The 25,345-nt window shown below is 70.9% G+C and carries 19 protein-coding genes; 14 read left to right on the top strand and 5 right to left on the bottom strand.

Annotation, left to right across the window (positions count from 1 at the left end):
* Positions 1–11: 11 nt before the first annotated feature.
* Positions 12–806, top strand: coding sequence for a phosphate ABC transporter ATP-binding protein (locus tag Vau01_RS08530; protein ID WP_239151423.1), 795 nt, complete (start codon positions 12–14; stop codon positions 804–806).
* Between the two features lie 135 nt (positions 807–941).
* Positions 942–2,144, top strand: coding sequence for an Ig-like domain repeat protein (locus Vau01_RS08525; RefSeq protein WP_203988974.1), 1,203 nt, complete (start codon positions 942–944; stop codon positions 2,142–2,144).
* A gap of 1,398 nt (positions 2,145–3,542) precedes the next feature.
* Here the strand turns inward: Vau01_RS08525 and Vau01_RS63290 are convergent.
* Complete coding sequence (locus Vau01_RS63290) at positions 3,543–4,187, bottom strand: DedA family protein (protein ID WP_239151422.1); 645 nt, start codon at positions 4,185–4,187, stop codon at positions 3,543–3,545.
* A gap of 191 nt (positions 4,188–4,378) precedes the next feature.
* Between Vau01_RS63290 and Vau01_RS08515 the strand changes: the two genes are divergently transcribed.
* Positions 4,379–5,278 carry a fatty acid desaturase family protein gene (locus Vau01_RS08515; RefSeq protein WP_203988970.1) on the top strand — a complete coding sequence of 300 codons (900 nt, stop codon included), beginning with the start codon at positions 4,379–4,381 and terminating at the stop codon, positions 5,276–5,278.
* On the opposite strand, the gene Vau01_RS08510 is transcribed toward Vau01_RS08515, so the two are convergent.
* Positions 5,275–6,870 carry a cellulase family glycosylhydrolase gene (locus Vau01_RS08510; protein WP_203988968.1) on the bottom strand — a complete coding sequence of 532 codons (1,596 nt, stop codon included), beginning with the start codon at positions 6,868–6,870 and terminating at the stop codon, positions 5,275–5,277. The genes Vau01_RS08515 and Vau01_RS08510 overlap by 4 nt on opposite strands.
* A 45-nt stretch (positions 6,871–6,915) precedes the next feature.
* Positions 6,916–9,273, bottom strand: coding sequence for an NPCBM/NEW2 domain-containing protein (locus Vau01_RS08505; protein WP_203988966.1), 2,358 nt, complete (start codon positions 9,271–9,273; stop codon positions 6,916–6,918).
* Positions 9,274–9,841: 568 nt separating this feature from the next.
* Here Vau01_RS08505 and Vau01_RS08500 point away from each other — a divergent pair.
* From Vau01_RS08500 to Vau01_RS08475, 6 genes are all read left to right on the top strand, one after another.
* A complete protein-coding gene (locus tag Vau01_RS08500; RefSeq protein ID WP_239151421.1) occupies positions 9,842–11,089 on the top strand; it encodes an SGNH/GDSL hydrolase family protein in 1,248 nt (415 codons plus the stop codon).
* 109 nt (positions 11,090–11,198) lie between these two features.
* The gene (locus Vau01_RS08495) at positions 11,199–12,410 is read left to right on the top strand and encodes an extracellular solute-binding protein (protein WP_203988964.1); all 1,212 of its coding nucleotides are present in this window, start codon (positions 11,199–11,201) and stop codon (positions 12,408–12,410) included.
* Positions 12,407–13,483, top strand: coding sequence for an ABC transporter ATP-binding protein (locus Vau01_RS08490; protein WP_203988962.1), 1,077 nt, complete (start codon positions 12,407–12,409; stop codon positions 13,481–13,483). The genes Vau01_RS08495 and Vau01_RS08490 overlap by 4 nt, the downstream gene beginning before the upstream one ends.
* The gene (locus Vau01_RS08485) at positions 13,480–14,355 is read left to right on the top strand and encodes an ABC transporter permease (RefSeq protein WP_203988960.1); all 876 of its coding nucleotides are present in this window, start codon (positions 13,480–13,482) and stop codon (positions 14,353–14,355) included. The genes Vau01_RS08490 and Vau01_RS08485 overlap by 4 nt, the downstream gene beginning before the upstream one ends.
* Positions 14,355–15,239 carry an ABC transporter permease gene (locus Vau01_RS08480; protein WP_203988958.1) on the top strand — a complete coding sequence of 295 codons (885 nt, stop codon included), beginning with the start codon at positions 14,355–14,357 and terminating at the stop codon, positions 15,237–15,239. The genes Vau01_RS08485 and Vau01_RS08480 overlap by 1 nt, the downstream gene beginning before the upstream one ends.
* A gap of 108 nt (positions 15,240–15,347) precedes the next feature.
* Positions 15,348–15,635, top strand: coding sequence for a hypothetical protein (locus Vau01_RS08475; RefSeq protein WP_203988956.1), 288 nt, complete (start codon positions 15,348–15,350; stop codon positions 15,633–15,635).
* Here the strand turns inward: Vau01_RS08475 and Vau01_RS64570 are convergent.
* Complete coding sequence (locus Vau01_RS64570; protein WP_275423927.1) at positions 15,587–17,293, bottom strand: acyltransferase; 1,707 nt, start codon at positions 17,291–17,293, stop codon at positions 15,587–15,589. The two genes, Vau01_RS08475 and Vau01_RS64570, sit on opposite strands and share 49 nt — an antisense overlap.
* A 61-nt stretch (positions 17,294–17,354) precedes the next feature.
* Here Vau01_RS64570 and Vau01_RS08465 point away from each other — a divergent pair, with 61 nt between their 5' ends.
* Positions 17,355–18,707 (top strand): glycoside hydrolase family 16 protein, encoded by a 1,353-nt coding sequence (locus Vau01_RS08465; RefSeq protein WP_203988954.1) that lies wholly within the window; start codon positions 17,355–17,357, stop codon positions 18,705–18,707.
* Here Vau01_RS08465 and Vau01_RS08460 read toward each other — a convergent pair.
* On the bottom strand, positions 18,657–20,933 hold the full coding sequence (locus tag Vau01_RS08460) for a glycoside hydrolase family 3 N-terminal domain-containing protein (RefSeq protein ID WP_203988952.1): 2,277 nt from the start codon (positions 20,931–20,933) through the stop codon (positions 18,657–18,659). The two genes, Vau01_RS08465 and Vau01_RS08460, sit on opposite strands and share 51 nt — an antisense overlap.
* A gap of 46 nt (positions 20,934–20,979) precedes the next feature.
* Here Vau01_RS08460 and Vau01_RS08455 point away from each other — a divergent pair, with 46 nt between their 5' ends.
* Genes Vau01_RS08455 through Vau01_RS08440 form a run of 4 tightly spaced genes read left to right on the top strand, consistent with a single transcriptional unit; the run spans position 20,980 to position 25,306 of the window.
* Entirely contained in the window at positions 20,980–22,236 is a 1,257-nt protein-coding gene (locus Vau01_RS08455; RefSeq protein ID WP_203988950.1) for a glycoside hydrolase family 140 protein, read from the top strand.
* Positions 22,233–23,072 (top strand): NAD-dependent epimerase/dehydratase family protein, encoded by an 840-nt coding sequence (locus Vau01_RS08450; protein WP_203988948.1) that lies wholly within the window; start codon positions 22,233–22,235, stop codon positions 23,070–23,072. Before Vau01_RS08455 ends, Vau01_RS08450 begins: the two co-directional genes overlap by 4 nt.
* Positions 23,069–24,223 (top strand): galactonate dehydratase, encoded by a 1,155-nt coding sequence (gene dgoD, locus Vau01_RS08445; protein ID WP_239151420.1) that lies wholly within the window; start codon positions 23,069–23,071, stop codon positions 24,221–24,223. Before Vau01_RS08450 ends, dgoD begins: the two co-directional genes overlap by 4 nt.
* Before the next feature lie 42 nt (positions 24,224–24,265).
* Entirely contained in the window at positions 24,266–25,306 is a 1,041-nt protein-coding gene (locus Vau01_RS08440) for a LacI family DNA-binding transcriptional regulator (RefSeq protein ID WP_203988946.1), read from the top strand.
* The last annotated feature ends 39 nt before the right edge of the window (positions 25,307–25,345 follow it).

Below are 25,345 nucleotides of genomic sequence, written 5' to 3'. Positions count from 1 at the left end.
AGGAGAACCGCATGACCCAGCAGCTGATGACGCTCGCCGAGCTGCACGCCGACGCGGTCTCGGCGTGGTTCGGCAGCCACAAGGTCCTCGACCAGGTGTCGCTGGTCATGCCCGCCGGTCGCGTCACCGCACTGATCGGGCCGTCCGGCTGCGGCAAGTCGACGTTCCTGCGCATCCTCAACCGGATGCACGAACTGGTTCCGGGTGCGTCGCTGGCCGGTGAGGTGCGCCTCGACGGCAACGACATCTACGAGCCGCAGCGGCGGGTCATCGACGCGCGGCGCCAGATCGGCATGGTGTTCCAGAAACCCAATCCGTTCCCGGCGATGTCGGTTTACGACAACGTCGTCGCCGGTCTGAAGCTCACCGGTGTGCGGGTGACCCGCCGCGAGCGCGACGACCTGGTGGAGGAGTGCCTTACCAAGGCCGGCCTGTGGCGCGAGGTCCGCGACCGCCTGCGCGACCCCGGCGGCGCGCTGTCCGGTGGGCAGCAGCAGCGGCTGTGCATCGGCCGGGCGCTGGCCGTGCGGCCGCGGGTGCTGCTGATGGACGAGCCGTGCTCGGCGCTGGACCCGACCTCGACCCGGCGCATCGAGGAGACCATCGCCGAACTGGTGACCGAGGTGACGATCGTGATCGTCACGCACAACATGCAACAGGCCGCGCGGGTGTCGGACGAGTGCGCGTTCTTTCTCGCCGAGCACGGCTCGCCCGGTGCCATCGTCGAGCACGGGCCGACGGGGTCGATGTTCGACAGTCCGCAGGACCAGCGGACGTCGGACTACGTCCACGGGCGGTTCGGATGATTCGCGAACACCCATTGTTCGCCTGTCGCATGTCCGGCGTCAGCCATGGCCTGCCTCCCGGGTCACGGCGCATCCCGAGGCTGAGCGGGAACCGGGGTTGCTGTTCCCGGTCACAACTTTGAGAGGACGTGATCAATGACTAGGCGTCTGCTCACCCGGGCAGTCACCGTGGCCGCCGGTGCGATCGTCGCCGCGGGTGCGCTCGTCGTGGTTGCCACGCCCGCGCAGGCCGCTCCGCTGGGCACGGTCAACCTGTCGCAGCAGTCCGGCACGGTCACCGCGACGCCGATCTTCGCCAGCGCCACCACGTCGGTGGCGTGCCCGGCGACGTTCGGCGAGGAAGCGGCGTTGCGCATCGGGCCGGCCAACACCGGTCCGTTCACCAACCTCGCGCCGTCGCTCGGTGGTGGCGGCTACGACCAGAGCCCGGTCACCGTCAACCCCAACCGGTCGTTCCAGACCGCGCTCGGCCAGGCTCCAGCCGACGGCGAGTGGTGGGTCGTCGTGGAGTGCTTCAGCCTGACCGCGGGCCGGCACCCGGACCGGTTCGTGACCCCGATCTTCGTGCAGGGCGGCACCTGGACCACCACGCCGCCCGCCGGCGCGGAGGCGACCAGCACCGCGCTGTCCGCGAGCCCGACGTCCCCGCAGCCGGCCGGGACGCCGATCACCCTGACGGCGACCGTCACGCCGGCCGCCGCGGGTTCGGTGCAGTTCTTCCGGGCCGACGTGTCTCTCGGCACGGCGACCGTCACGGGTGGCACCGCCGTGCTGTCCAATGTGGTGCTTCCGGACGGTGTGTCGGCGCTGACCGCCGCCTTCACCCCGGCGGACCCGGCCGCGTTCAAGGCTTCCACCTCGGCGGCTCTGAACTACTCCGTGACGCCGGCCGGTGGCCAGTCGGTCAGCCAGCCGCTCAACGCCACGATCGAGGCCGGTGCGTTCTCGATCGAGTCGTCGGCGGCACCGGTCGCGTTGGCCGGCACCGTCGGCGGTAGCGCCACCGGTTCGCTGAACGACGTGACCGTGACCGACTACCGGGGTACCAACGCCGGTTGGAACGTCACCGGCCAGTTCCCCGGCTTCACCCAGCAGGGCGGCTCGGGTGCGATCCCGGCCGGCAACCTCAGCTGGGCGCCGTCGGGCAACACCACGAGCGGCGGCGGCACCGTGCAGGCCGGCCCGTCGGCGAACCTCGGTGCCCCGACCGTGCTGTGCCGGGGTTCGGAGGGCGACAGCGCGGGCGTGTTCGCCTGTGACGCCGGGCTCACGCTCACCGTTCCGGGCGACACCGTTCCGGGCACCTACACCGGCACGTTGACGCTGACGCTGATCTGAGCCGGCACTGAGGAAAGACCGATCCGTGACGAGGTACCGCGGCGACCCGGCCGCGGTACCTCGTTGCCGTGTTCGAGCTCGCGTGTTCCGACCTCGCGTGTTCCGAGGTCGCCCGTGTCCGACCTCGCGTGTTCCGACAAGACGCCCCCTGGAGCGACCGATGCCATCCCGGACCGCCGCACTGCTGATCGCTGCCCTTGTCGCCGGCCTCGTCGCCGGCCCGGTCGCCGCGCCGGCGCCGGCCCCCGCCGCGCCGGACGACGACGGCAGCAAGTGGTCCGTGCTGCCCGTGTCGGCGGCCGGACAGCCGCCGCGCAACGCGTTCGACTACCGGCTCAAGCCCGGCGAACAGGTCACCGACCACGTGTCGATCAACAACCTGGGCACCACGCCGCTGACCGTCGCCGTGTACGCCACCGACGCGTTCAACAGCCCGGACGGCGCCTACGCACTCCTCACGGCGGCCCAGGAGCCACGCGACATCGGCACCTGGGTGACCCTCGCCGGCCGCGACCACACGGTGCCGCCCCGGACCCGGCTCGACATTCCGTTCACGCTGCGCGTGCCGGCGAACGCGGCACCCGGCGACCACTCGGGTGGGATCGTCGCGTCGATCACCACGCCGCAGACCACCCCGGAGGGGCAGACGGTCAACGTCGAGCGCCGGGTCGGCACCCGTCTGCACACCCGGGTCAACGGACCGGTCCGCGCGGTCGCGCGGATCTCCGCGGTGGACGTGCGCTACGACAACCCGCTCAACCCGTTCGGCGGGGGCGGCATGACCGTCACCTACCGCGTCGTCAACGAGGGCAACGTGCGGTTGAAAGGGAAGGCGGTGATCAGCGTCGACGGACCGTTCGGCGTGGCACTGGCCGACAGCGGACCGATCGACGTGCCGGAGCTGCTGCCCGACTCCGAGGTGCGGTTCACCCGGCGGGTGGAGGGGATCTTCCCGGCCGGGCCGCTGTCGGCGACCGTGCGCGTCAACGCCGAGTCGGCGGAAGGCCCGATCGAGCTGCTGACCGCCGAGCGCTCGGTGTGGGCGATGCCGTGGCTGCTGCTGGCCGTGGTGCTGATCGTGGTGCTCGGTGGGCTGGGATTCGTGTTCCGGCGCCCGGTGCGGCGGCTGCTGCGTCGCCGTCCGACCCCTGCCACGGCGACGGTGCTCCTGGTGCTGGCGGTGCTGACGACGGTGCTGACGGCGGGGGCGCTGCTGGCGGTGTGGGCCGCACCCGCGGCCGCCGCCGACCCGAGCGACAGCGCGCACTCGAACGAGCTGAGGGTGACCATCGGCCCGGCGACGTCCAGCCCCACCACCAGCGCGACACCGACGCCGACACCGACGCCGACGGTGACACCCACCGCCGATCCACCCACTGGTCCCTTGCCGCGGACCGGTTACTCCATCGTCGCCCTCGTCGTGGGCGGTGCCGGGCTGGTCGCCGGCGGAGCGGGACTGCGGCTGCTCGTGCGCCGGCGGACCAACCGGCGACCGGCCTCGACGGCGATCGACAGCCCCGACGCCAACAGCAGACCCCCGACAGCGCCCGGGAGTGCGCTGTCGAACAGCGCACCGCCGAGGTAGCCGATCGACGTCGTGTACGTGCCCCACGCCACGCCCGCCACGGCGGTGAACACCCAGAACCGTCGGATCGGGTAGCGCAACGAGCCCGCGCTGACCGTCGCGAGCGTGCGGCCACCCGGTATGAAGCGCGCCACGATCAGCGTCCCGCCGCCCCAGGCGGCCATCGCGTCGCGGATCCGCGCCGCGGTGGCGTTCGCCCGACCCGCCGACGCGCGGCGGAGCGGACGCACCAGGTAGCGGCCCAACAGGTAGGCGATCGTGTCGCCGACGAACGCCCCCGCGGCGGCGGCCGCCAGCACGCCGCCGAACGTCGGGTCGCCGGCCGCGGCGAAGGCGCCGAGGGTCACCACCAGGACACCGCTGGGCACCGGTGGGAAGAACGCGTCGACGGCGGTGACGACGAAGACGATCAGGTAGATCCACGGCGAGGTGATGAAGGGCTGGACCTGGTCAGGCATCGCGCGCTCCTCGCGGCTCGGCCGTGCCTCCAGCACAGCCGACCGGACCGTCGCGGCGTCGACCGGAGCACGATGACCGGGTAATCAGCAGGCGAACTCCGGTTCACGTCGATGTCAGTCGGGTCTGCGAGGGTCGGCCTGTGGCACTCGGTCGTTCATCCACCGTCGTCGGACGCGATGCGGGTGACCGCTTGTCCGCTCTGTTGATCGGCTGCGGCGCGGTCGCCCTGCTGCTCCAACTCGCCGTCGTCCCGCTGTGGTTGCTCCCCGCCGGGTCCGCCTGGGGCTGGTTGCTGGTGCCGCTCGCCCTGCTGAGCACGCCGCACTGGTCGCTCATCCACGAGGCGATCCACGGCACCCTCCTGCGCGACCGCAGGTGGAACGACCGCTGCGGGCGCCCGCTCGCCGTCGGCTACGGCGTCCCCTTCGCGCTGCTGAAGACCGGTCACCTCCTGCACCACCGGTACAGCCGGACCGCTCGGGAACGCACGGAGGTGTACGACCCCGCCGCCACGACGTGGGCCGCCACCGCGCCGGGTTACTACGTGCGCCTGTTCGGTGGGCTGTATCTCGCCGAGGTCGCCACCGTCGTGCTCGCCGTGGCGCCACGGGCGTTCTGGCAACGTCTGGCCCGCCGCATGGAGTCACCCGACTCGGTCACCGGGATCCTCCTCGACCGCGTCGGTGGGCGACTGCTGCGGCAGTTCCGCGTCGACGCGGCGGCTGTGGTCGCCGTCCACGCCGCTTCGCTGCTGGCGTACGGCCGTCATGCCTGGATGCTCGGCGCGGCGATCGCCGCCCGCGCGGTCATGATCTCGGTGGCCGACAACGCCTACCACTACGGCACCGAACTCGACGCGCCGCTGGAGGCGATGAACCTGCGCCTGCCCCGCGTTTTGGAGACGTTCGTGCTCGCGTTCAACCTGCACGCCGTCCACCACCGCCACCCGGGGCTCCGCTGGCACCACCTGCGCGCGGCGTTCCGGGCCGACGGGGACCGCTTCCACCTCGGCTGGTTCACCGCGGTCGCGAGACAGGTACGCGGTCCGGTGCCGGACGAGCGTTCCGGCACCGGACCACCACATCGTTAGCTGCGGGCACAGGTCAGGGTGGGGGCGGAGTTGGTGCCGTTCCAGGTACCGGTGAACCCGAACTGGGCGCTGGCGTTCGGAGCCAGGTTGCCGTTGTGGCTGACGTTGCGCACCGAGTGGCTGGCGCCGCTCGGGGTGTCCTGGCCGTTCCACATCTGCGTGATCGTCTGGCCGTTGGCGTAGGTCCAGGTAACGGTCCAGCCGGTGCTCGCGGTCGAGCCGTTGGTCACGGTCACCTCGCCCTGGAACCCGCCCTGCCACTGGCCGACGATCCGGTAGGTGGCGGTGCAGCCGGTGTTGCCGCCACCACCGCCGGCCGGCGTGGTGACACCGACCGCGCCCGACCGTGTCGACCGGTTGCCCGCCGCGTCCCGCGCGTAGACCGCGAACGTGTACGCGGTCGACGGAGTGAGTCCGGTGAGCGCCGCCGAGTTGGTGGACGGGCTGCTGATGGTCGTTTCCGTTGTGCCTTGGACCCGCACGACGGTGTATCCGGTGACGCCCACGTTGTCGCTCGACGCACTCCACGCCAGGTTCACGCCGGTCGAGGTGAGGTTGCTGGCCGTCGGGGTGCCCGGCGTGGTCGGCGCCTGACTGTCCGGCGTTCCTGTGCCGCCGCCGTAGATCGTCGCCTCGCGCGAGGTCGCCGCGATGCCGTTGGCGCCCGCGATGAACCGGGTGCCCCAGCTGGTGCGGCTGGCCGGGTTGAAGTTCTGCACCATGTCCAGGTACTCGACGCCGCCACCGTTGCCGCTCCACGACCAGCCCAGGTAGCCGATCCGGTTGGCCTGGGCATACGACATGATCGTGTCCTCGTCCGGGTTGCCGTCGGAGTGGTTGTTGCCGAACTCGCCGACCGCGATCGGCAACCCGCGGCTGATGAACGACGACAGGTAGGCCTGTACCTCCGCGGCGGTGTCGAACACCCCGTACATGTGGATGCTGAAGACCGTGTTGCCGGTTGTGTCGGCCGCCTTGACGGTGGGCGCGTTGTCGCGCATGGTGAACGTCCAGTCCTGGCCCCAGTTCGGGGCGTCGACCATGATCGTGTGCTGGAAGCCCGCTGACCGCAGCCGCCGGATGGCGTTGGCCGTGTCGGTGGTCCAGGCGGCGTACCCCTGGTTCCCGTACGGCTCGTTGCCGATGTTCAGGATGACGTAGTTCTCCTGGCCGGTCAGCGCGCTCTGCACGCTGATCCAGTAGTCGACGGCCTGCGCGAGCGTCGCGGCACCGCTCTGCTCGCCGTAGCCGGTGGTGTCATGGGCCTCGAGCACGCAGATGAGCTTGTTCTGCTTGCACAGCGAGATCACGCTCGACACCTCGCTGGCGGGAGTCGGACCCCAGCGCTGGCCGCTGCCCAGGACGACCCGGACCGAGTTGGCGCCGGTGGCCTTGATGTTGGCGAACGAGCTCGTCTGGCTCTGGTACCAGACGTGGGCGTGGTTGATGCCGCGCAGCACCAGTTCGGTGCCGTTCGCCTCGACCAGACGCCCACCGCTGATCCGGATCCCGGTGGCGGCCTGCGCCGGGCCGGCGGTGAACACGACGAACAGAGGAGCGAGAATCAGGAGCAGTGCCAGTCGCGCTCTCATGTGGGGGTGACCTCCGAGTGGGGCGGGCGAGCGTGGACGGATTCGTTACTCGGCGCGGACGTTGTCGATGTAGACCTCGCCTCCGTTGAGGAACACCCACACGGCCCGGATGTCGGCGGGATTCATCGCGACGTCGCCGGAACATCCCAGCTCGGCGAAGTCGGCGGTGACCGTTCGGCTGGAGTTCGGGTTCGTCCACGCCCATCGGCCGCCCTGGCACCAGGTGAACGAGTCACCGATCTGTACGGCGATCTCGCCGGAGGTACCCGTGGCGGCGGTGCGGACGTCGAACTTGAGCCGGGTCCGCCCGCTCAGATCCAACGGTGTGGCCAATGTCCGTCCGAACCAGTTGCCACCCGACGGCGTGGTGACCTGCAGCCCGTGCGTGCCGTCGGTGTGGAAGGCCTCGGACTGCACCACGCTGCCGCCGTCGGCGGTGTTGGCGATGGTGAAGTCGTCGGTGCCTGTCTCGAAGGAGAACACCGTCTGTTCGGTCGGCAGTACCGGATCGGCTGGACCGGCGGTGCCGCAGGTCAGTACGGGTGCGGCCCAGTCGGTGTGGTTGTTGATGGTGGTGCCGTCGGGCGCGGCACCGCTGCCGGCGGTGACCAGACGCAGCCAGGTCGCGCCGGTGAGGTCGGCTGTCAGTGTCCGGGGTGCCTCGCCGGAACGGACGTCACCGCTGGCCGCCACCGCCACGTCGTCGGCGTAGACGGTGAAGGTGGACGGAAGGGTGCTGACCGACTCGTCGTCGACGCCGACGTCGGTGACCAGTGTCGCGCAGCGCCCACCGAGGTAGTACAGGATCTCGCTCGGCGCGGTGGTGCCCAGACCCCGGGTGTAGAGACGTCCGGCGACGGTGATCAGCGCGCCGTCGCCCGGGGCGTCACCGCCGTTGCTCTGGTCAGGTTCGACCGGGCCGCGGGCGTTCGTCGAGCGCACCGGCGACACGGAGCTCAGATGCCGGCGTCCGTCCGCCGGCGCGGTCACGACGGTGCTCACGAGTTCACTGGACGCGGTGGCGGTTCGGTGTCGCGTTCCCCAGCGGTAGGTGGCCGTCACGGTGATCGGATAGTGCCCGGCCGGGGTGCCCTCCGGCGCCCGGATCTGCCAGGTCGTCTGCAGGGAGGCGTTCGTCGCCAGGCTCCGGCGTGTGGTGGATGACGACGCGGTGACCGTCCAACCGGCGGGCGCTGTGGCGGCGACCCGGACGTCGCGGATGGTTCCGAGGCCGTGGTTGGTCACGGTCGTCGTCAGCGTGGCACCGTCGGGACCGGGGACGACGGTGGCCATGGCGGCCCCGACGGTGACGGCGGGGGGCACCGTGATGGCGTTGTGCTGTGGGCGGACGCGGTAGACGACGGTGCCGTGCGCCGGTACGGCCGCCGCGATGGTGTTCTTCGCTTGGCGGACCTCACCGGTCCAGACGTCCTGCAGGCGGTAGGCGTCGGCGCGGCGCAGGCCGGTTGCCGAGGCCGGAACGCCGACCGTGGCCAGTGCGTCGGTGGAGTTGTACAGCGCGATGGCGTGGTCGCCGTTGGCCAAAGGCTTGTCCAGCACCATCAGGCCGCCGTCGTCGGACACGATGGCCCCCTGGATGCCCAGCCGGTCCTGGTCGATGGCGATGATGTCGCGGTTGCCGAGGATGGCGAGCGTCTCCGGCGACGCGGTGCGCACGTCGGTACCGATCAGCAGTGGCGCCGCCATCACCGCCCACATGCTCATGTGGGTGCGGTACTCGATGCCGGTCATTCCGCCGTTGCCGATCTCCATCATGTCCGGGTCGTTCCAATGGCCCTTGCTGGCGAACGGTGCCAGTGTGGCGTTCTGCGCGATGATGGAGCGCAGGCTGGGCCAGTTGTCGCCGATGTCGCCTCCGGTGCGCCACAGGTCGGCGATGCTCGCGGCCCATTCCCACGGTTGGGACTGGCCCCACTCGCACATCGCGTACACGATCGGGCGTCCGGTCCGGTCGAGCGCGTGGCGCATGGCGGTGTAGCGGCGGACGAAGTCCTCCCGCGTTCCGTCGGACTGGTTGTTGCAGTTGTCGTACTTGAGATAGTCGACGCCCCAGTCGGCCCAGGTCTGCGCGTCGACGATCTCGTGGCCGAGGCTGCCCGGGTATCCGGCGCAGGTCTTCGTGCCGGCGTCTCCGTAGATGCCCAGCCGCAGCCCCTTGGTGTGGACGTAGTCGGCGACACCCTTGATACCGCTGGGGAACTTGACCGGATCAGGAACCAGCCGCCCGTCCGATCCGCGATCGCGTAGCGACCAGCAGTCGTCGATGTTCACGTACCGGTAGCCGGCGTTCGCCAGACCGGTCGACACCAGGGCGTCGGCGGTCTCCTTGATGAGGGTTTCGTTGACGTCGCACCCGAATGCGTTCCAGTTGTTGAATCCCATCGGTGGAGTCGGCGCCAGCGTCCCGGGACGGCTCGGCACGACGGTGGGCGGTGTCGCACCGGCAGGGGTCGCCGGGACGGCTGTCGCGGCGTTTCCCGACAACATGATTGTGCAGGCGAAGGCGGCAACCGCGGTCGCCCGGCGAATGTTTCGGTGATTCACGCATGCCTCCAGCGAGATTCGCCCCGGCGGTTCCGTGCGGCGGGCATGGTGACGCTCACCAGCGGCTCCGTCTCGCGGGCGGCGTGAGCCAGGAGCAGATGGACAGTGGCGGCTATCGATCGATACACAGATAGAAGCACTTAACCGCTTAAGTCGCAAGCCTCACACGCGGCCATCCCACGATGACCGGCAGCGCGTGCAGCGTACCGACCCGGTCCCCGAGCAGACCGACGGCACTCATGCCCAGCAGCATCGTGACCGGGACGAAGGTTTGATGGATAGATAAGCTTGACTATGAAGCGGTTAAGTGCTCGACTTCGATGAGCATTGGCCGACTGGAGGCACCGACATGGACGTCGAACCGAACCCTGTGCGCGCGACCGCCTTGACCCGCCGGGGCGATGTCGTGAGCTCGCGACCGCGAGCAGTCCGGTGGCGTGCCGGCCTGTTCGTGGCGCTGGCCGCGCTGGCCGCGCCGTTCGTCATGGCCACTCCGGTCGCCGCGTCGGCAGCGCCGTCCGCGGGCCCGCCCTGGACCGGTGCCTGGGCGACCAGTCCGCAGCGGGAGGTGGGTCCCGCGTTCTCGAACCAGACCCTGCGGATGCTGGTCCATCCGACGATCGGCGGTTCGTCGTTGCGGATCCGCCTGAGCAACGGCTTCGGCGACCGGGACGTGACCTTTAGCGCTGTCAGCGTGGCCCGAGCCGTCGCGTCCGGGGCACCCGATCTGGTGTCCGGCAGCAGCCGCCGGGTCACCTTCCATGGCCGCAACACCGTGACCGTCAGGACCGGCACCGCGGTCTTCAGTGATCCGGTGCAGCTCAGTTTCGACTACGGCCAGGATCTCGCGGTCGATCTCTACGTCACCGCCGGCGGCGACGCGAGCGCGATCACCGGACATGACGCCGCCCAGGGCACCCAGTTCGTGGCGGCCGGCAACCATGCCGGTGACACGGGCCTGCCGTTCACCGGCACCGTCAACTCGTGGTTCTGGCTCGACGGCGTCGATGTGCGACCGTCGCATTCGGTCCGCGGCAGCATCGTGGCACTCGGCGACTCGATCACCGACGGTGCCTACACCACCTGGAACGGCAACGACCGCTGGACCGACATCCTCGCGGCCCGCCTCCACGCGCTTCCGTCCCACCGCCAGTTCGGCGTACTCAACCAGGGAATCGGTGGCAACCAGGTGCTCACCGACCGCACCGATTGCTGCGGTGCGGGCACCAGCGTCTCCGGCTTGAAGCGCGAACGGCAGGACGTTCGGCTGCAGACCGGCGTCCGATACCTGATCCTCGCCGACGGCATCAACGACATCGGCTACAACGCCGACGCCGACGCCCTGATCGCCGGGATGAGGACGATCGCGGAGCGGGCACGTCGAGCCGGCATCAGGGTCGTCGGGGCAACGATCACGCCATACGGCTGCGACGCCGGCTGCTTCGGCGTCGAGCAGGAAGCCACACGGCAGAAGGTGAACTCGTGGATACGCACAAGTCGCGTATTCGATGGGGTAGCAGACTTCGACGCCGCGATCCGCGACCCGCAGAACCCGAGCCAGGTGCGTCCGGACTACCAGGCCGACCACCTGCATCCCAACATCCTCGGCCAGCGGGCGATGGCTGACTCGATCGACCTGAACCTGTTCCGCTGATCGGACCGGCGATCGGTCAGGCATTGACCGGCTCGAATCTTGAGCCTATGGTTTCGGAAAGTTTCGATGGGTCGATCGGTACGTAGGCCAGCCCTCGAAGGGAACCGTCATGTCCCTGATTCGTCGCCCCCGCGCCGTCGCCGCCGCGTCGGTGGTCGCGATCCTCGTGTCCGCGTGCGGCGCGCCGGAGTCGAAAGGACCGGCCGACTCCGGTGGCGCGGTGCCCGACAAGCCCGCCTCGGCGGTGAGCTTGAACATCCTCGACGTGGCGGGCAACCTCCAGCTCACCCAGGGGATGATCGACGCGTACGTGGACAAGAACAAGAGCATCATCGAGAAGGTCACCTACTCCAAGGGCCCGTCGCCCGAACTGGCCGGAAAGATCAAGGCGCAGCAGGACGCGAACCGGGTCGACATCGACCTGGTCCTCACCGGCGTCGACGGCCTGGCCGCCGGCATCGAGCAAAGCCTGTGGGAGCCGTTGCTGCCGACCTATGCCGCGCGGCTGCCGGGCATGAAGGAGTACCTCCCGGGCGCCGAGGCGATGCAGAAACTGGCCGGCGACTTCGGCGTGACCATCACCTACTACCCGTCCGGGCCGCTGATCGAGTACCTGCCCGCGAAGGTCGCCAACCCACCGACCACGGTGCAGGGTCTGCTCGACTGGGCGAGGGCCAACCCGGGCGGCTTCCAGTACGCCCGGCCGGCGAACTCGGGCCCCGGCCGCACCTTCCTCATGGGCCTGCCGTACCTGCTGGGCGACAGCAACCCGAAGGATCCCGTCAACGGCTGGGCGAAGACCTGGGCATATCTCGCGGAGCTGAACAAGTACGTCACCCTGTACCCGTCGGGCACCGGGGTCACGATGACCAACCTGGCCAACGGGTCGGCGAAGATAATCGCGAGCACCACCGGCTGGGACATCAATCCACGGGTCCTCGGCCAGGTGCCCAAGGACGCCAGGATCGGGACGTTGCAGGGCTTCCACTGGGTCACCGACGCCCACTACGCCGTGGTGCCCAAGGGCGTCTCGACCGACAAGCGCGCCGCGATCCTCGACCTGATCCGGTGGATGCTCACCAAGGAGCAGCAGGCGAAGGCCTACGACAAGGGCTACTTCTACCCGGGACCGGCGGTCAAGGACGTCCCGTTGGCGATGGCGCCCGCCGACAGCCGCAAGGCCGTCGAGGAGTTCGGCCGCACCGAGTACGAAGGCCTCATCGCCGGAAACCCGCTCGAGGTACCGCTGGACGCCAAGGCCCTGGTCGAGGCATTCAACCGGTGGGACCGCGAGATCGGCGGAGCCAAGGTCGCCAAGTGACCTTCGACCAACTACGGCTCGAAGGCGTCACCCGCCGCTTCGGCTCGCACGACGCCCTCACCGATCTGACTCTGACCATCGAGCGGGGCGAGTTCATCGCCCTCCTCGGCCCGTCCGGTTGCGGCAAGTCCACCGCGCTCAACTGTCTGGCCGGGCTGCTGCCGCTCAGCAGCGGGCAGATCTGGCAGGACGGCACCCGGCTGGATCCGCTGCCACCGGAACGGCGCGGGTTCGGCATGGTGTTCCAGAACTACGCCCTGTTCCCGCACCTGTCCGTCCGCAAGAACGTCGCCTTCGGATTGCAGATGCGCGGGCTGTCGCGGGCCGAGGTGCGGCGGCGCACCGACGAGGCGATCCGCCTGGTCCATCTCGAGGACCAGACGGGCAAGCTCCCGGGCCAGCTGTCCGGCGGCCAGCAGCAGCGAGTGGCCATCGCCCGCGCCGTCGTCCTGGAACCCGCACTGGTCCTGATGGACGAACCACTGTCCAATCTGGACGCCAAACTGCGGTTGGAGATGCGCACCGAGATCCGCCGGCTGCACCAGTCCCTCGGGCTGACGACGGTGTACGTCACCCACGACCAGGAGGAGGCGCTGTCGATGGCCGACCGCCTCGTCGTGCTGCGCGGCGGCCGGGTACAGCAGATCGGCACGCCGGAGGACCTGCACACGCGACCGGTCAACCGGCACGTGGCCGACTTCATGGGCTTCCGCAACCTGTTGCGGCTGCGGGCCGACGCGGCGGCGGCCGAGGGGACCGGCGTCGTCGTCGAGGGTGACGGGGTGCGGTTGCGCGGCACCACGGTCGGTGCCGTGGCCGCCGGTGCCACGGTGGTGGCGGCGATCCGTCCGGAGGAGCTCTCCGTGGTCGAGGACACGACAGGGGACGGGGTGGCGGCGACCGTGGAGGTCGTCGAGTACCGCGGACGGGAGTTCGCCGTCGAGGCCCGCACCGGGTCCGGTATCCAGCTCAACATCCGCACGAGCGTCCGCCCCGTCCCCGGCGACAAGATCACGGTGACCGCGGACCCGGAGCACCTGCTGGTTTTCCCGGACGACGGTGACGACACGTGAGTGCCCTCCGGCACCGCCTGGCCGACCGCGGCGTCGACCGGCAACTGCTGTTGCTGGTACCGGCGGCGGCATTCGTGCTCATCCTGTTCGTGTACCCGTTCGCCTACGGCGTCGGGCTGTCGTTCCAACCGGCCGAGGGCGGCGGGCCGTTCGCCGACTACCAGCGGTTCTTCGGCGACGCCTACGACCGCGACACGATCTGGACCACGCTGGGCCTGTCGCTGCCGGCGGCCCTGCTCAATGTGGGCGCGTCCGTGCCGATCGCGTACCGGATGCGCGGCAGGTTCCGGGGCAAGCGGGCGCTGACGGCCGTGCTGGTCGTGCCGATCACGCTCGGCACCGTGCTGACGGCACAGGGCCTGCTGAACTTCCTGGGACCGAAGGGCTGGTTCAACCGGACGTTGCTGGCCATCGGTCTCGTCGACTCGCCGGTGCGGTTGACGAACAACTACTGGGGCGTGTTCTTCTCCCTCGTCATCACGGGGTTCCCGTTCGCCTTCCTGCTGATCCTGTCGTACCTGTCGGGCATCGATCCGAGCCTGGAACGGGCCGCCGCGACGCTGGGCGCGTCGTGGTGGCCGCGGTTCTGGCGGATCACGTTGCCGTTGCTCGCTCCGGGTCTGGCGACCACGTTCTGCCTGACCTTCGTGCTCGCGTTCAGCGTGTTCCCGTCGGCGATTCTGGTCGGCGACCCGGCGGGGGAGACCCGGGTCATCTCGATCGCCGCCTACCACTACGCGTACGAGCGGTACGACTATCCGATGGCGTCGACCGTCGCGGTGATCATGGGCGTGGTGGAGTTCGCGGTGATCGGGATCGTGCTCGGCCTGCGCTCGCTGCTCTACACCGGCCCGACCGGAGGAAAAGGCTGATGGTCGACCTGCGCGAACCGATCGACACCGCTCCGCCCGTCGGGAAGCCGCGCCGCCGGCGGTTGACCGCGTCCCCGGCCGCCTGGCTGGTCTGGGGAGTCGTCGCGTTCTTTCTCGTCAGCCTGGCCGGGGTGATCGGTTCGGTGGTGGTCAGCTCGGTCGGCCGGCGGTGGTTCGACACCTGGCTGCCCGACGGCTTCACCACGAGCTGGTACAGCCAGGCGTGGGACGAGTTCGGGCTGTTCCAGGTCCTGATCGTGACGGTCGAGGTGTCGCTGCTGGTGATCGGCATCTCGGTGCTGATCGGGGTTCCGGCGGCGTACGTGCTGGCCCGCCGCCCGTTCCCCGGCCGGCGGGTGGCCTACCTGCTGTTCCTGCTGCCGATCCTGATGCCGCCGATCACCTACGGCATCCCACTGGCCACGGTGCTGTACAAGTACGGCTTCGCGGGCCATCTGTCCGGCGTCGTGCTGGCCAACCTGGTGCCCTCGGTGCCGTTCGTGATCCTCACCATGACGCCGTTCATCGAACAGATCGACCCGACGATCGAGCGGGCGGCCCGCATGTGCGGCGCCCGCACGCGGCACGTGTTCCTCCGGATCCTGGCCCCGTTGCTGTTGCCCGGCATCCTGGCCGCGTCGATCCTGGTGCTGGTGCGCACGGTCGGCATGTTCGAGCTGACGTTCCTCACGGCCGGCCCGGACTCGCAGACACTCGTGGTGTCGCTCTACTACTCGATGTCCGCCGCCGGCATCCGGGCCCAGCAGTCCGTCGACGCGATGGCCGTGATGTACACGTCGATGATGATCGTCCTGCTGCTGACCGCGCTTCGCTTCGTGAACCCGACCCAGTTGGTGGCGCGGGTGAAAGACGACCTGGACTGAGGGCCTGTTCAGGTCGGGCAGAGGTCGATAGTCTTCGATACAGCGATCGAGAATCGCACCGAAACTTTCGAAACGGCTCCCGTCCCGCCACCGTCCTTGGGGATCCGCATGCCAGCCACGCTCATGAGGTCGCTCCTGGTTTGCGTCCTCGCCCTGCCGGTCACCGCCCTGCCCGTCACCGCCGCGCCGACGCACGCCGCCGCCCGCACGGGCGGTGACCCGTCCGGGTACGTGGCCTTCGCCGCGCGGCCCGGCGCGGCCGGTACCCATGTCGTGAAGATCTGGATGGTCGATCCGACCATCGTCGTGCAGAAGGTCGTGATCGACACCGGTGGACTGCGACCGAGCTACCTGGGTCCGCCGGAGAGCTTCCGGCTCGGGGCGGGCCACGACTGAGACGGCTGTGCCGCCGGTTCCGGCCGGTGGACGCCGCGCGGCCGGTAGCCCAGGGAGTCGGCGACTCCGACCAGGTCGGCGAGCAGCCACACGATCGCCAGCCACATCTCCGTCCCCTGAAGACCCGGCCCGGTGGCCGGATCACCGCTCGCGGCCGGGTGCGGCGCCCGGAAGCCGAAGCCCCGCGCGTCGGTCCAGTGGCCGAGCGCGTCGGCCAGGAGCCCGCGCGCGAGCCGGACCGTCTCCTCCTCCCGGTGGCCGGTATGCCGGGTGAGCCACAGCGGGTGTGCGATGTCGAGGATGTTGCAGGCGTTCTGCCGATCGGGCCGCACGACGCGGGGGTCGGCGGCGTGGGCGAGTACGGTGTCGACGACCCGCTCCGGGTACGGCACGGGCAACCCGAACTGGGCGAAGGTGCCCCGGGACGCGCGGTAGAACCCGTTGACCACCTGCAGCAGACCGTCCTCCGGGCGGGGTGAGCCCCACACACCGGTGCGCGGGTCGGCGTGGGCGAGCAGCCAGCCGAACAGCGCCTCGGTGGCGCCGGGTCGCCCCGGCTCGCCGAGGCGCCGGTTCCAGTGGATCGCCGTACCGAGAACGTCGACCCAGTCGCCGGCCGACCACGCGTTCGTGGTCCACGGTTGGCTCTCCAAACCGGCGACGATCCGGTCGGCCGTGGCGTCCGCGACGACCCGGACCGGGTGGTCGAACGCGGCGCCCAGCAGGTCGAGGGCGTATCCGGCGCAGAGCACGTGGTACCGGGCGGCCGCGTCGAACAGGCCGGGCTCCGGGGTGTGCCGGCTTCCGTCGGGACGCAGCGCGCCCACCATGCCGGTCGCCGGGTCCTGCCACATGGTCAGGCGGGCGATCTGGTCGGACGCGGGAAGCTGGTCGGGTGCGCGGCGGAGGAGCAGGTCGGCGATCTCGACCGCGTCGCACTGTGCCCGCACGGTCGGCGCCTGTCCGGGCCGGTCGACGAACAGCCCGGAGGCGGGCACGAAGCACCGGTCGAGGATGCGCTCCGCCTGGGCGCGGGCGGTATCGGCGAACGCGGCCACGGCGCCGGCGAGGTCGCCGGTCACCCGTGCCCCCGGCGGCGGGGTCGCCGTCGGGGGCACGCGCCATTTCAGGACGCGGGCCGGGTTCCCGCCGACGACCGCACCGCCGGGGACGTCCTTCGTGACGACCGCTCCCGCCGCTATCACCGACCGGTCGCCGACGGTGACACCGTCGAGGATCACGACGTGCGAACCGATCCACACGTCGGTGCCGACCCGGATGCCCCGGCTCGTCAGCGGCTGGCGGAAGATCTCGACATCGGGGTCGGTGAAGGTGTGGTCGAAGGCGAGCAGCGACGTGTGCGCGCCGATCCGGACGGCGTCGCCCAGGGTGATGTCGCCCCGCACCACCGCATAGGGGTTGATGGTGCAGTCGCGGCCCGCCCGCAGTTTGCCGGTCAGGTACGCGCCGGCGGCGATGTAGGACCGGGGACCGAGGCGTAGTTCCTCGTTGTCCACCGACGCCAGCTCCGAGACGAAACAGTCCCCGCCGATCTCGCAGCCGGGGCGGGCGTTGAGCCGCGCCTGCAGTTCGAGCTGCCGCGAGCGTTGTGCCTCGTCGGCGTCGGCCCAGAACCGCCACGGTGAGTAGTCGAACACGGCCACTCCCTCAAATCACCTGGTGACACCGTCCGGCGACCGTGCTACATAGATGGGCATGATGTCACTTGAACCGGTTCAAGTACACGTTCGACGGAAGACGCTGTCGGTCGGTGCCCTCGCCGCGGTGCTGATCCTCGGCGTGGCGACACCGGCCGCTGCCACCGACCCGGCGAACAGGACCCCGGTCACCCTCAATGTCGCCGCCCCGGCACAGGGCGCGACGGTCCACGACACCACAACGGTCACCTTCACCGGCACCAACCTGCGAGCGGTGACGGTGTACCGGTTCCTCGATCCCGTCGGAACCGCTGCCGTCACCGCCGACGGCACCGCCGCCACCGTCGACATCGACACGACGCGGTTCAGGAACGGCACCGTTCACCTGACCGCCTACGGCTACGGCGCCGGCTCGTCGCGGCCACGGGCGGCGCGAACCGTGAAGCTGACCGTCGACAACGCCACCGGCGACCGGCACCTGCCCGGCTACCGGCTCATCTACGGCGACGAGTTCGGCGGAAGAACGCTCGACAGGTCGAAGTGGTGCACCCGCTATCAGTACGACGGTGGCACCGAGTCGCCCGAGGAGCAGGCGAAGATCCACCCCGGCTGCCTCGGCCGCGACCCGGCGACCGGCACCACGCTGGGCACCCTCGACAGCCTCGGCATCGCCGTCGACGAGCAGGGCAATCCCCGCCAGGGCCAGGAGGACCAGGTCTACCGCGACGTCAACACGGCCGGCCGGACGATGCACACCGTGCGGGACGGCTTCCTGTCGATGCACGCCACGCCGACGTTCGCCGACCCCAGGTACCCGTTCCTGAAGTACGAGTCGGCGATGATCCGCAGCAAACGGGAGTTCCAGCCGACCGCGGAGCACCCGCTGTACATCACGGCGCGGGTCCGGCAGCCGGACGTGATCGGCAGTTGGCCAGCGTTCTGGCTCAACGGCGGATACGGCGACGGGCATGTGCGCCCGCCGTGGCCGCCGGAGATCGACATCCTCGAGGGGGTCTACAACGGCGTCGGCAACAACGCGAACATGGTCTGGACGGCCGTACAGACCTGGCCCTACTCGTGGGCCGACGCGCCGCAGGGCCCGGTCTCGAACACCTACACGCATCCGCAGTTCGACGGCAACTCGTTCGTGGCAACGGAATCGCTGAAGAACAGGTGGATCGAGATGGCGATCGAGTGGCATCCCGACCGCCTGTGCCTGTACCTCGACGGGCTCAAGTTCCGGTGCACCAACTACACGTGGGTCGCCGCCGACGGCCCCGCGAACACCAACCCGGCGACCATCCTGCTCAACCTCGGCGTCGGCGGCCCGTGGGCCGGATCGAACGGCGTCGACGTGGCGAAGCTACCGACCGACAGCTACGACGTCGACCACGTCCGGGTGTACCGCAAGTAGCGTGACCCGCACCGGGTCGACGGGCTCGCCCGCTCCGGTGACGGACAGCCAGAAATCCAGTGTCCCGGCGGAACGCGCGTCGAGGCCGAGCGCCGGCAGGGCGTCGGGCTCGACCTCGACGCGCACGGTCTCCGCCGCGCCGGCGTCGAGGGTCACCCGGGTGAATCCACAGTGGACGGCGCGGCGGGGGAGCAGCCCGGGTATCAGCGCCCGGGCGTACAGCTGCACGATCTGCGTGCCGCGTCGCGGCCCGGTGTTGGCCAGCGTGGTGGTCAGGCTCAGCCCGGGCAGAGCGGCCGTCGTCACGGTGTCGTGTGACGCGCGTGCGGGCCCCACCGACCAGGTGGTGTACCCGATCCCGGCCCCGAACGGGAACTCGGCGGCGGCGTGCGCGTCCACGTAGCGAAGGGTCGTCTCCAGCCGCTCGTTGTACACGACCGGCAGCACCGCGCTCGACCGGGGCAGCGACACGGGCAACCGGCCGACCGGTTCCCGGTCACCGAGCAGCAGGCCGGCGATCGCCTCCGCGCCGGCCGGCCCGGGGTACCAGGCGTAGATCACGGCGTCGCACACGTCGGCGACGTGGCCGATCCCGTGCGGGCGCCCCGACACGATCACCGCGACCACCGGTGTGCCGGCGGCGACGACCGCGTCGGCCAGCTCCCGTTGCGCGGGCGGCAGTTCGACCTCGGCGGCGTCGAAGCCCTCACCCGTGGTGGCCGCCGGCCTGGCACCACCCAACCGGGCGGCGCCGTTGGCCTCGAAGTCGTCGTCGTAGTCGCGAACGCCGGTGCCGCCCAGCACCAGCACCACCAGATCGGCGTCCGCGGCGAGGTCGGCGGCGCGCTCGCGGCCACCGTCGATGGCGTCCAGGTGCGTGCACCCGGGTGTCGTCACGGCGTCGCCGACGATCGCGCGGACCGCCTCGAAGACGGTCGTGCCGGCGCCGGGCGGCAGCGGCGGCACGTAGTCGCCGAGCAGGCACCGCACGTCGTCGGCGTTCGGACCGATCACCGCCACCCGGCGCGGCCGCACTGTCAGCGGCAACAGATCGCCGCGGTTGCGCAGCAGGACGGCCGTCGACGCCACGAGTTCGGATACGGGATCGGGCGGTGGAAACGCCGGCAGCGGCGCCGGTTCGTCGAGCAGACCGAGCCGGACCTTGAGCGCCAGGACCCGCCGGCACGCACGGTCCACATAGGACTCCGCCACCAGCCCGTCGGTGACGGCCCGCTCCAGAGCGGTGTAGGAGACGTCGCACAGGCTCAGGTCGACGCCCGCCCGCAGTGCCAGCGCGGCGGCGGCGGCCGGCGACTCCGTGACGCGCATGAGCCGGTCGACGGCGAACATGTCGGCCATGACGATGCCCTCGAAGCCCCACTCGTCGCGCAGGACACCGGTGAGCAGACGCTCGTGCGCGACGCACGGGACGCCGTCGATGTCGTTGTACGCGGCCATCACGCCGAGCGCGCCGGCGTCGACTCCGGCCCGCGCCGCCGCCAGGTGCACCTCGGACAGTTCGCGTGGACCGATCGGCGCCCCGGAGCTGTTCCGGCCGCCGATCGCGGCGCCCTGCCCGATGAGGTGCTTGAGTACCACCGCGATCCCCGGTTCGGTGTGCATGCCGCGGACGAGGGCGCGGGTGCACAGCGCGGCGAGCAGCGGGTCCTCGCCGAAGCACTCCTCCGACCGTCCCCACCGCGGGTCGCGCAGCACGTCCAGCGCCGACACCATCGCCACGTGGGCGCCCCGCGCGCGGACCTCGCGCGCGACGTGGGCCGCGGCCCGCTCCACCAGATCGGGACGCCATGCGGCGGCGGCGCCGAGGCTGGTGGGGAACAACTGGGACCCGAGCGCCTGGTGACCGTGCGGTGCCTCCTCGACGAACAGCGCCGGAATGCCGAACCGGGACGCCGTGACGACCCGCTCCTGCACCGTCGCCGCCACCTCGCGGGAGAGGTGCGGATCCGCACCGTTCGTCCAGTCCCGCCCGGACCAGGCATCGGCCCGCAGCAGGCCGTATACGGCGCCGAGGCCGCCCCACCGCTCGGCTTCCTCGTCGAGCGCGTCGGTCGTGGCGATCCGGCCGCCGGTGCGCCGCCAGGCGGTCCACCCGAACAACCGCTGGTTGAGCTGGCCGACCTTCTCCCGCAGGGTCAGGCGCGGGAGCAGGTCGTCGACGCGCTCGCCGACCGGACGGGTGGGATCCTGGAACACCTCGGCCATCGGTCACCCCTTCCGGGCCGGATCCCGGTCACGCTAACCTCTGGGGGTGAACCGGTTCAACCCGCGGTTGGGCGTGGACCCGTCCGGAACACACCTCATCGCGGACGGGGAGTTCGTCCCGCTCATCATCGACACGGCCTGGAGCGCGTTCGCCGACCCGTCCGAGGACGAGTGGCGGACGTACCTCCGCACGCGACGGCGCCAGGGTTTCACCGCCGTCCTCGTCTCGGTGCTGCCGATCCCGCACGACCGCGACGTGCGGCCCGCGGCGCGGGAGCCGCACACCCACCGGTTCACCCGCCTCGACGACACCTTCTTCGCCGCGGCGCGCCGGTACACGCGGATCGCGCACGAGGAGTACGGGCTGCGTCTCATGATCACCGTGCTCTGGAACAACTACCTGCCCGGCACCTGGGGCGCCGGCCTGACACCGTGGGCCGTGATGCCGGCGGACGCCCGGCGCGCCTACGTCGCGAAGGTCGCCGAGACGTTCGGCGACCTCGAACCGATCTTCGTGATCGGCGGCGACGACCACTACGCGCTCGACAGCGCGAACGAGGCCTACCTGCAGGCCCTCGCCACCCTGCGCGCGAGCGCGCCGACCTGCCTGTTCACCACGCACACCGCCCCCAACGCCACACTGCCCGACGAGATCGCCGACCGGCTCGACCTGCACCTGCACCAGTCCGGGCACAACGCGGAGAACCAGGAGCTCACCTGGCGGCAGCCGGCCCGCTACCTGGCCCGTTCGCCGCGCAAGCCGCTGGTCAACTCCGAGCCGCCCTACGAACAGCACGGCATCGTCAACGGGCACGGCCGGTGGAGCCGCGAGGAGGTGCGCCGGGCCAGCTGGACGAGTGTGCTCGCCGGCGCCACGGCGGGCATCGGGTACGGCGCGCACGGGGTCTGGATGTGGCACACGCCGGCCGGAGAGTTCCAGGCCCGGGCCACCTCGCTGGAGCCCTGGCCCTGGCAGGAGGCGTTGGCGTTCCCGGGCGCGCTGGACGTCTCGCTGATGGCCCGGCTGTTCGTCGACCACCGCCTGCACCGGTTGCTGCCGGCGCAGGACCTGCTCGTCGACCCGCGCCTGCGGCTCGCCGTCAGCCCGGACCGCGCGCTGGTCGCGCTCTATCTGCCGTTCGCGGTCGAGGCCGAGGTGCGGCTCGATCTGAGCGATCACCGGGTCACCGGGTGGGACCTGGCCGAGCGGGCGCCACTGGTTCCCGACCTCGTCGGTCGCACCGTGTTCCGGCAGCTGACGAGCCGGGGCGACCAACTGTTCGTCGCGGAGCGCCGGACGTGACGCGCATCCTGGTGACCGGGGCCGAAGGGATGGTCGGCTCAGCCGTCGTCGCCCGCCTGCGCGCCGCCGGACACGAGCTGACGACGCTGACCCTGCCCGACGCGACGCCGCACGACGGCGTGCGGGTCGTCCGCGGAGACGCCCGTGACCCGGACGCGGTCGCCGACGCGGTGCGGGACGTCGACGCCGTCGCACACCTCGCCGCCATTCCGAACCCCTGGCACGATCCGGCGCAGACGGTCTTCGCCAACAACGTCACCGCGACCTTCACCGTGCTCTGGACGGCGGCCGAGTGCGGCGTGCGCCGGTTCGCGATCGCCAGCAGCGTCAACGCGACCGGCCTGATCATCAACCCGCATCGCCGCGTGCCGCCCCGGTACCCGATCGACGAGTCGGTCGAGCCCGACCTGGCCGACCCGTACTCGCTGTCGAAACAGGTGGACGAGCACACGCTGCGGACGGTGTGCCGCCGGTTCGACGCGTCGGGCGTCGCACTGCGACTGCCGCTGATGATCTCGCTGGACAACGGGCCGGGCATGCGCCGCTGGTACGAGGCCAACCTCGACAACGGTGTCTGCGAGGGATGGTCCTGGCTCGACGTGCGCGACGGCGCCGAGGCGTTCCGGCTCGCCCTCACCGCCGACTACGACGGCGCGCACGTGGTGCAGGTCGCATCCCCGGAGACGTTCGTGTCCGTGCCGACCGCGGAGTTGATCGAGCGGTTCGCGCCGGGCGTCCCCGTCACCGGATCCTTTCCCGGACGGACCGCGCCGGTCGACACGAGCCGGGCGACCGACCTGCTCGGCTTCGTCGCCCGTCACTCTGGAGCTGAATGAAGATCACCACAATCGAGACGTTCGTGCTCGGCGAGCGGCAACTGCTCGTGCGCATCGGCACCGACGTGGGCCTGGCCGGTTGGGGCGACGCCACGCTGGAACACCGCCCGGGCACGGTCGCCGCGGCGATCCGGGAGATGTCCGGTCACCTGATCGGCACCGATCCGCTGCCGGTCACGCGGCACTGGCAGCGGCTCGCCCGGGGCGGCTTCTACCGCGGTGGTCCGGTGCTCGGCAGCGCGGTCGCGGGGCTCGACATCGCGCTGTGGGACCTGCGCGGACGGTTCTACGGCGCGCCGATCCACGAACTGCTCGGCGGGCCGTGCCGCGACCGGGTCCGGTTGTACACCCACGCGCTCTCGGCCCGGCCCGAGCACACCGGCGAACCCGACCGGGCCAGGGCGCTCGTCGCGGCGGGCTACACGCTGGTCAAGGCGGCCATCTCCGGCCCGGTCGGGTTCCTCGACTCACCGCGCCAAACGGCCCGGTTCGTGCGCGACCTGGAGGCGTTGCGGGAGGCCGTCGGCGACGAGGCGGACTTCGGCATCGACCTGCACGGGCGGGTGTCGCCGCACCACGCCCGCCGGTTGGCCGACGCGGTCGCGCACACCGGCCCGGCGTTCCTCGAGGAGCCGCTGCGTCCCGAACACTCCCGGCTGATCGGACAGCTGACCGCCACGACGAGCATCCCGATCGCGACGGGGGAGCGGCTGTACTCGCGGGAGGAGTTCCTGCCGGTGCTGCAGGCCGGCATCGCGATCGCCCAACCGGACCTCGCCCACGCCGGCGGCATCACCGAGGTGTTCCGGATCGCGACCCTCGCCGAGTCGTTCGACGTGCAGGTGGCGCCGCATTGCCCGCTCGGGCCCGTCGCGCTGGCCGCGTGCGTGCAGGTCGATCTGGCGGTGCCCAACTTCTACGCCCAGGAGCACGTCATCGACCTGCGGTCGGCGGACTCCCGGGACCTGCGCCTGTTGACCGGGCCCGAGGTGCTCGTGCCGGTCGCGGGGCACCTCGACCGGCCGACCGGCCCGGGCCTGGGCATCGAGATCGACGAGGACGCCGTGCGTGCCGCGCACCGCGACGACCTGCTGGTGCCGCGGGGCACCCCGCGGTGGAGCCACCCGGACGGCGGTTTCGCCGAGTGGTGACCACGTAGCATCTCCCTCTAACGGCGGAGGAAGCGAAGGTTGATGAGCGAAGCGTCGGGCCGGCGGCGGGCCGTACGGATCAGCGATGTCGCGCGGGCGGCCGGCGTCAGCAAGACGCTCGTGTCCTACGCCCTCAACGACGTGCCGGGGGTCAAGGAGTCCACCCGCGCCCACATCGTCGAGACCGCCCGCAGCATGGGCTGGACGCCGAGCCTGCGCGCCCGCTCGTTGTCGGTGTCCCGGGCGTACGCGGTCGGTCTGGTCTTCCAGGTCTCACCGGAAGCGCTGGCCAGCGACCAGTACTACACCAGCCTGATGGCCGGCCTGCAGAGCGTGCTGTCGGCGTCGAACTACTCCCTCGTCACCGAGGTGGTCGACAGTCCCGAGGCCGAACGCCACGCCTACCAGCGGCTCGCCCGTGACGGCCGGGTCGACGGCATGGTCATCGTCGACCTTCGTCAGGACGATCCGCGCTTCGACCTCGTGCGGGAGGCCGGTCTGGCGTACGCGAGCCTCGGCTGGCCGCCCGAGCCCACCACCATGCCCGTGCTCGTGTACGACGAGAGCCAGGCGATCACCGACGTCGTCAGCCACCTGGCGGCGCTCGGTCACCGCCGCGTGGCCCAGGTGGTCGGGCCGCAGACGGGCGCGCCGGCCCGGCTGCGGCGTGAGCTGTATCAGGAATCCCTGCGGGAGCACGGCATCGACGACGCCGGCTGGATCGAGAGCGACTACACCGCCGCCGGCGGACGCGCGGCCACCGAGCGGCTGCTCGACGCCGAGGGCGACACGACCGCGATCGTGTACTCGAACGACCTCATGGCGGTGGCCGGGATGAGCGCCGCCTTCGCCCGTGGCCTGCGGATCCCCGACGACATCTCGGTGGTCGGGTGGGACGACGTCACGGTGTCGCAGTACCTGCATCCGGCGTTGTCGACGGTGACACAGCACCCGTTCCAGGACGGCCAGCTCGCCGCCGAGCTGCTGCTGGAGGCGATCGGTGGTCGGGAGTTCGACGAGCCGGTCCGCACGCCCGATCCCCGCTTCGTGCCCCGCGAGTCCAGCGGTCCCGCTCCGCGCTGAGTCGCGGGTATTTCCGACCTTCGCTTGACACCCGGGCGA

This window comes from Virgisporangium aurantiacum (genome assembly GCF_016863635.1).
In the GTDB taxonomy this organism is placed as follows: domain Bacteria; phylum Actinomycetota; class Actinomycetes; order Mycobacteriales; family Micromonosporaceae; genus Virgisporangium; species Virgisporangium aurantiacum.
Note: the sequence above shows the minus strand (reverse complement) of the source record. Positions and strands in the feature narration are given on the sequence as shown.

Bases quoted from the DNA above. Each gene is read 5' to 3' on its own strand.
- Vau01_RS08530 (WP_239151423.1), top strand. From the start codon at position 12: ATGACCCAGCAGCTGATGACGCTCGCCGAGCTGCACGCCGACGCGGTC.
- Vau01_RS08525 (WP_203988974.1), top strand. From the start codon at position 942: ATGACTAGGCGTCTGCTCACCCGGGCAGTCACCGTGGCCGCCGGTGCG.
- Vau01_RS63290 (WP_239151422.1), bottom strand. From the start codon at position 4,187: ATGCCTGACCAGGTCCAGCCCTTCATCACCTCGCCGTGGATCTACCTG.
- Vau01_RS08510 (WP_203988968.1), bottom strand. From the start codon at position 6,870: ATGAGAGCGCGACTGGCACTGCTCCTGATTCTCGCTCCTCTGTTCGTC.
- Vau01_RS08505 (WP_203988966.1), bottom strand. From the start codon at position 9,273: ATGGGATTCAACAACTGGAACGCATTCGGGTGCGACGTCAACGAAACC.
- Vau01_RS08495 (WP_203988964.1), top strand. From the start codon at position 11,199: ATGTCCCTGATTCGTCGCCCCCGCGCCGTCGCCGCCGCGTCGGTGGTC.
- Vau01_RS08480 (WP_203988958.1), top strand. From the start codon at position 14,355: ATGGTCGACCTGCGCGAACCGATCGACACCGCTCCGCCCGTCGGGAAG.
- Vau01_RS08475 (WP_203988956.1), top strand. From the start codon at position 15,348: ATGCCAGCCACGCTCATGAGGTCGCTCCTGGTTTGCGTCCTCGCCCTG.
- Vau01_RS08465 (WP_203988954.1), top strand. From the start codon at position 17,355: ATGTCACTTGAACCGGTTCAAGTACACGTTCGACGGAAGACGCTGTCG.
- Vau01_RS08460 (WP_203988952.1), bottom strand. From the start codon at position 20,933: ATGGCCGAGGTGTTCCAGGATCCCACCCGTCCGGTCGGCGAGCGCGTC.
- dgoD (WP_239151420.1), top strand. From the start codon at position 23,069: ATGAAGATCACCACAATCGAGACGTTCGTGCTCGGCGAGCGGCAACTG.
- Vau01_RS08440 (WP_203988946.1), top strand. From the start codon at position 24,266: ATGAGCGAAGCGTCGGGCCGGCGGCGGGCCGTACGGATCAGCGATGTC.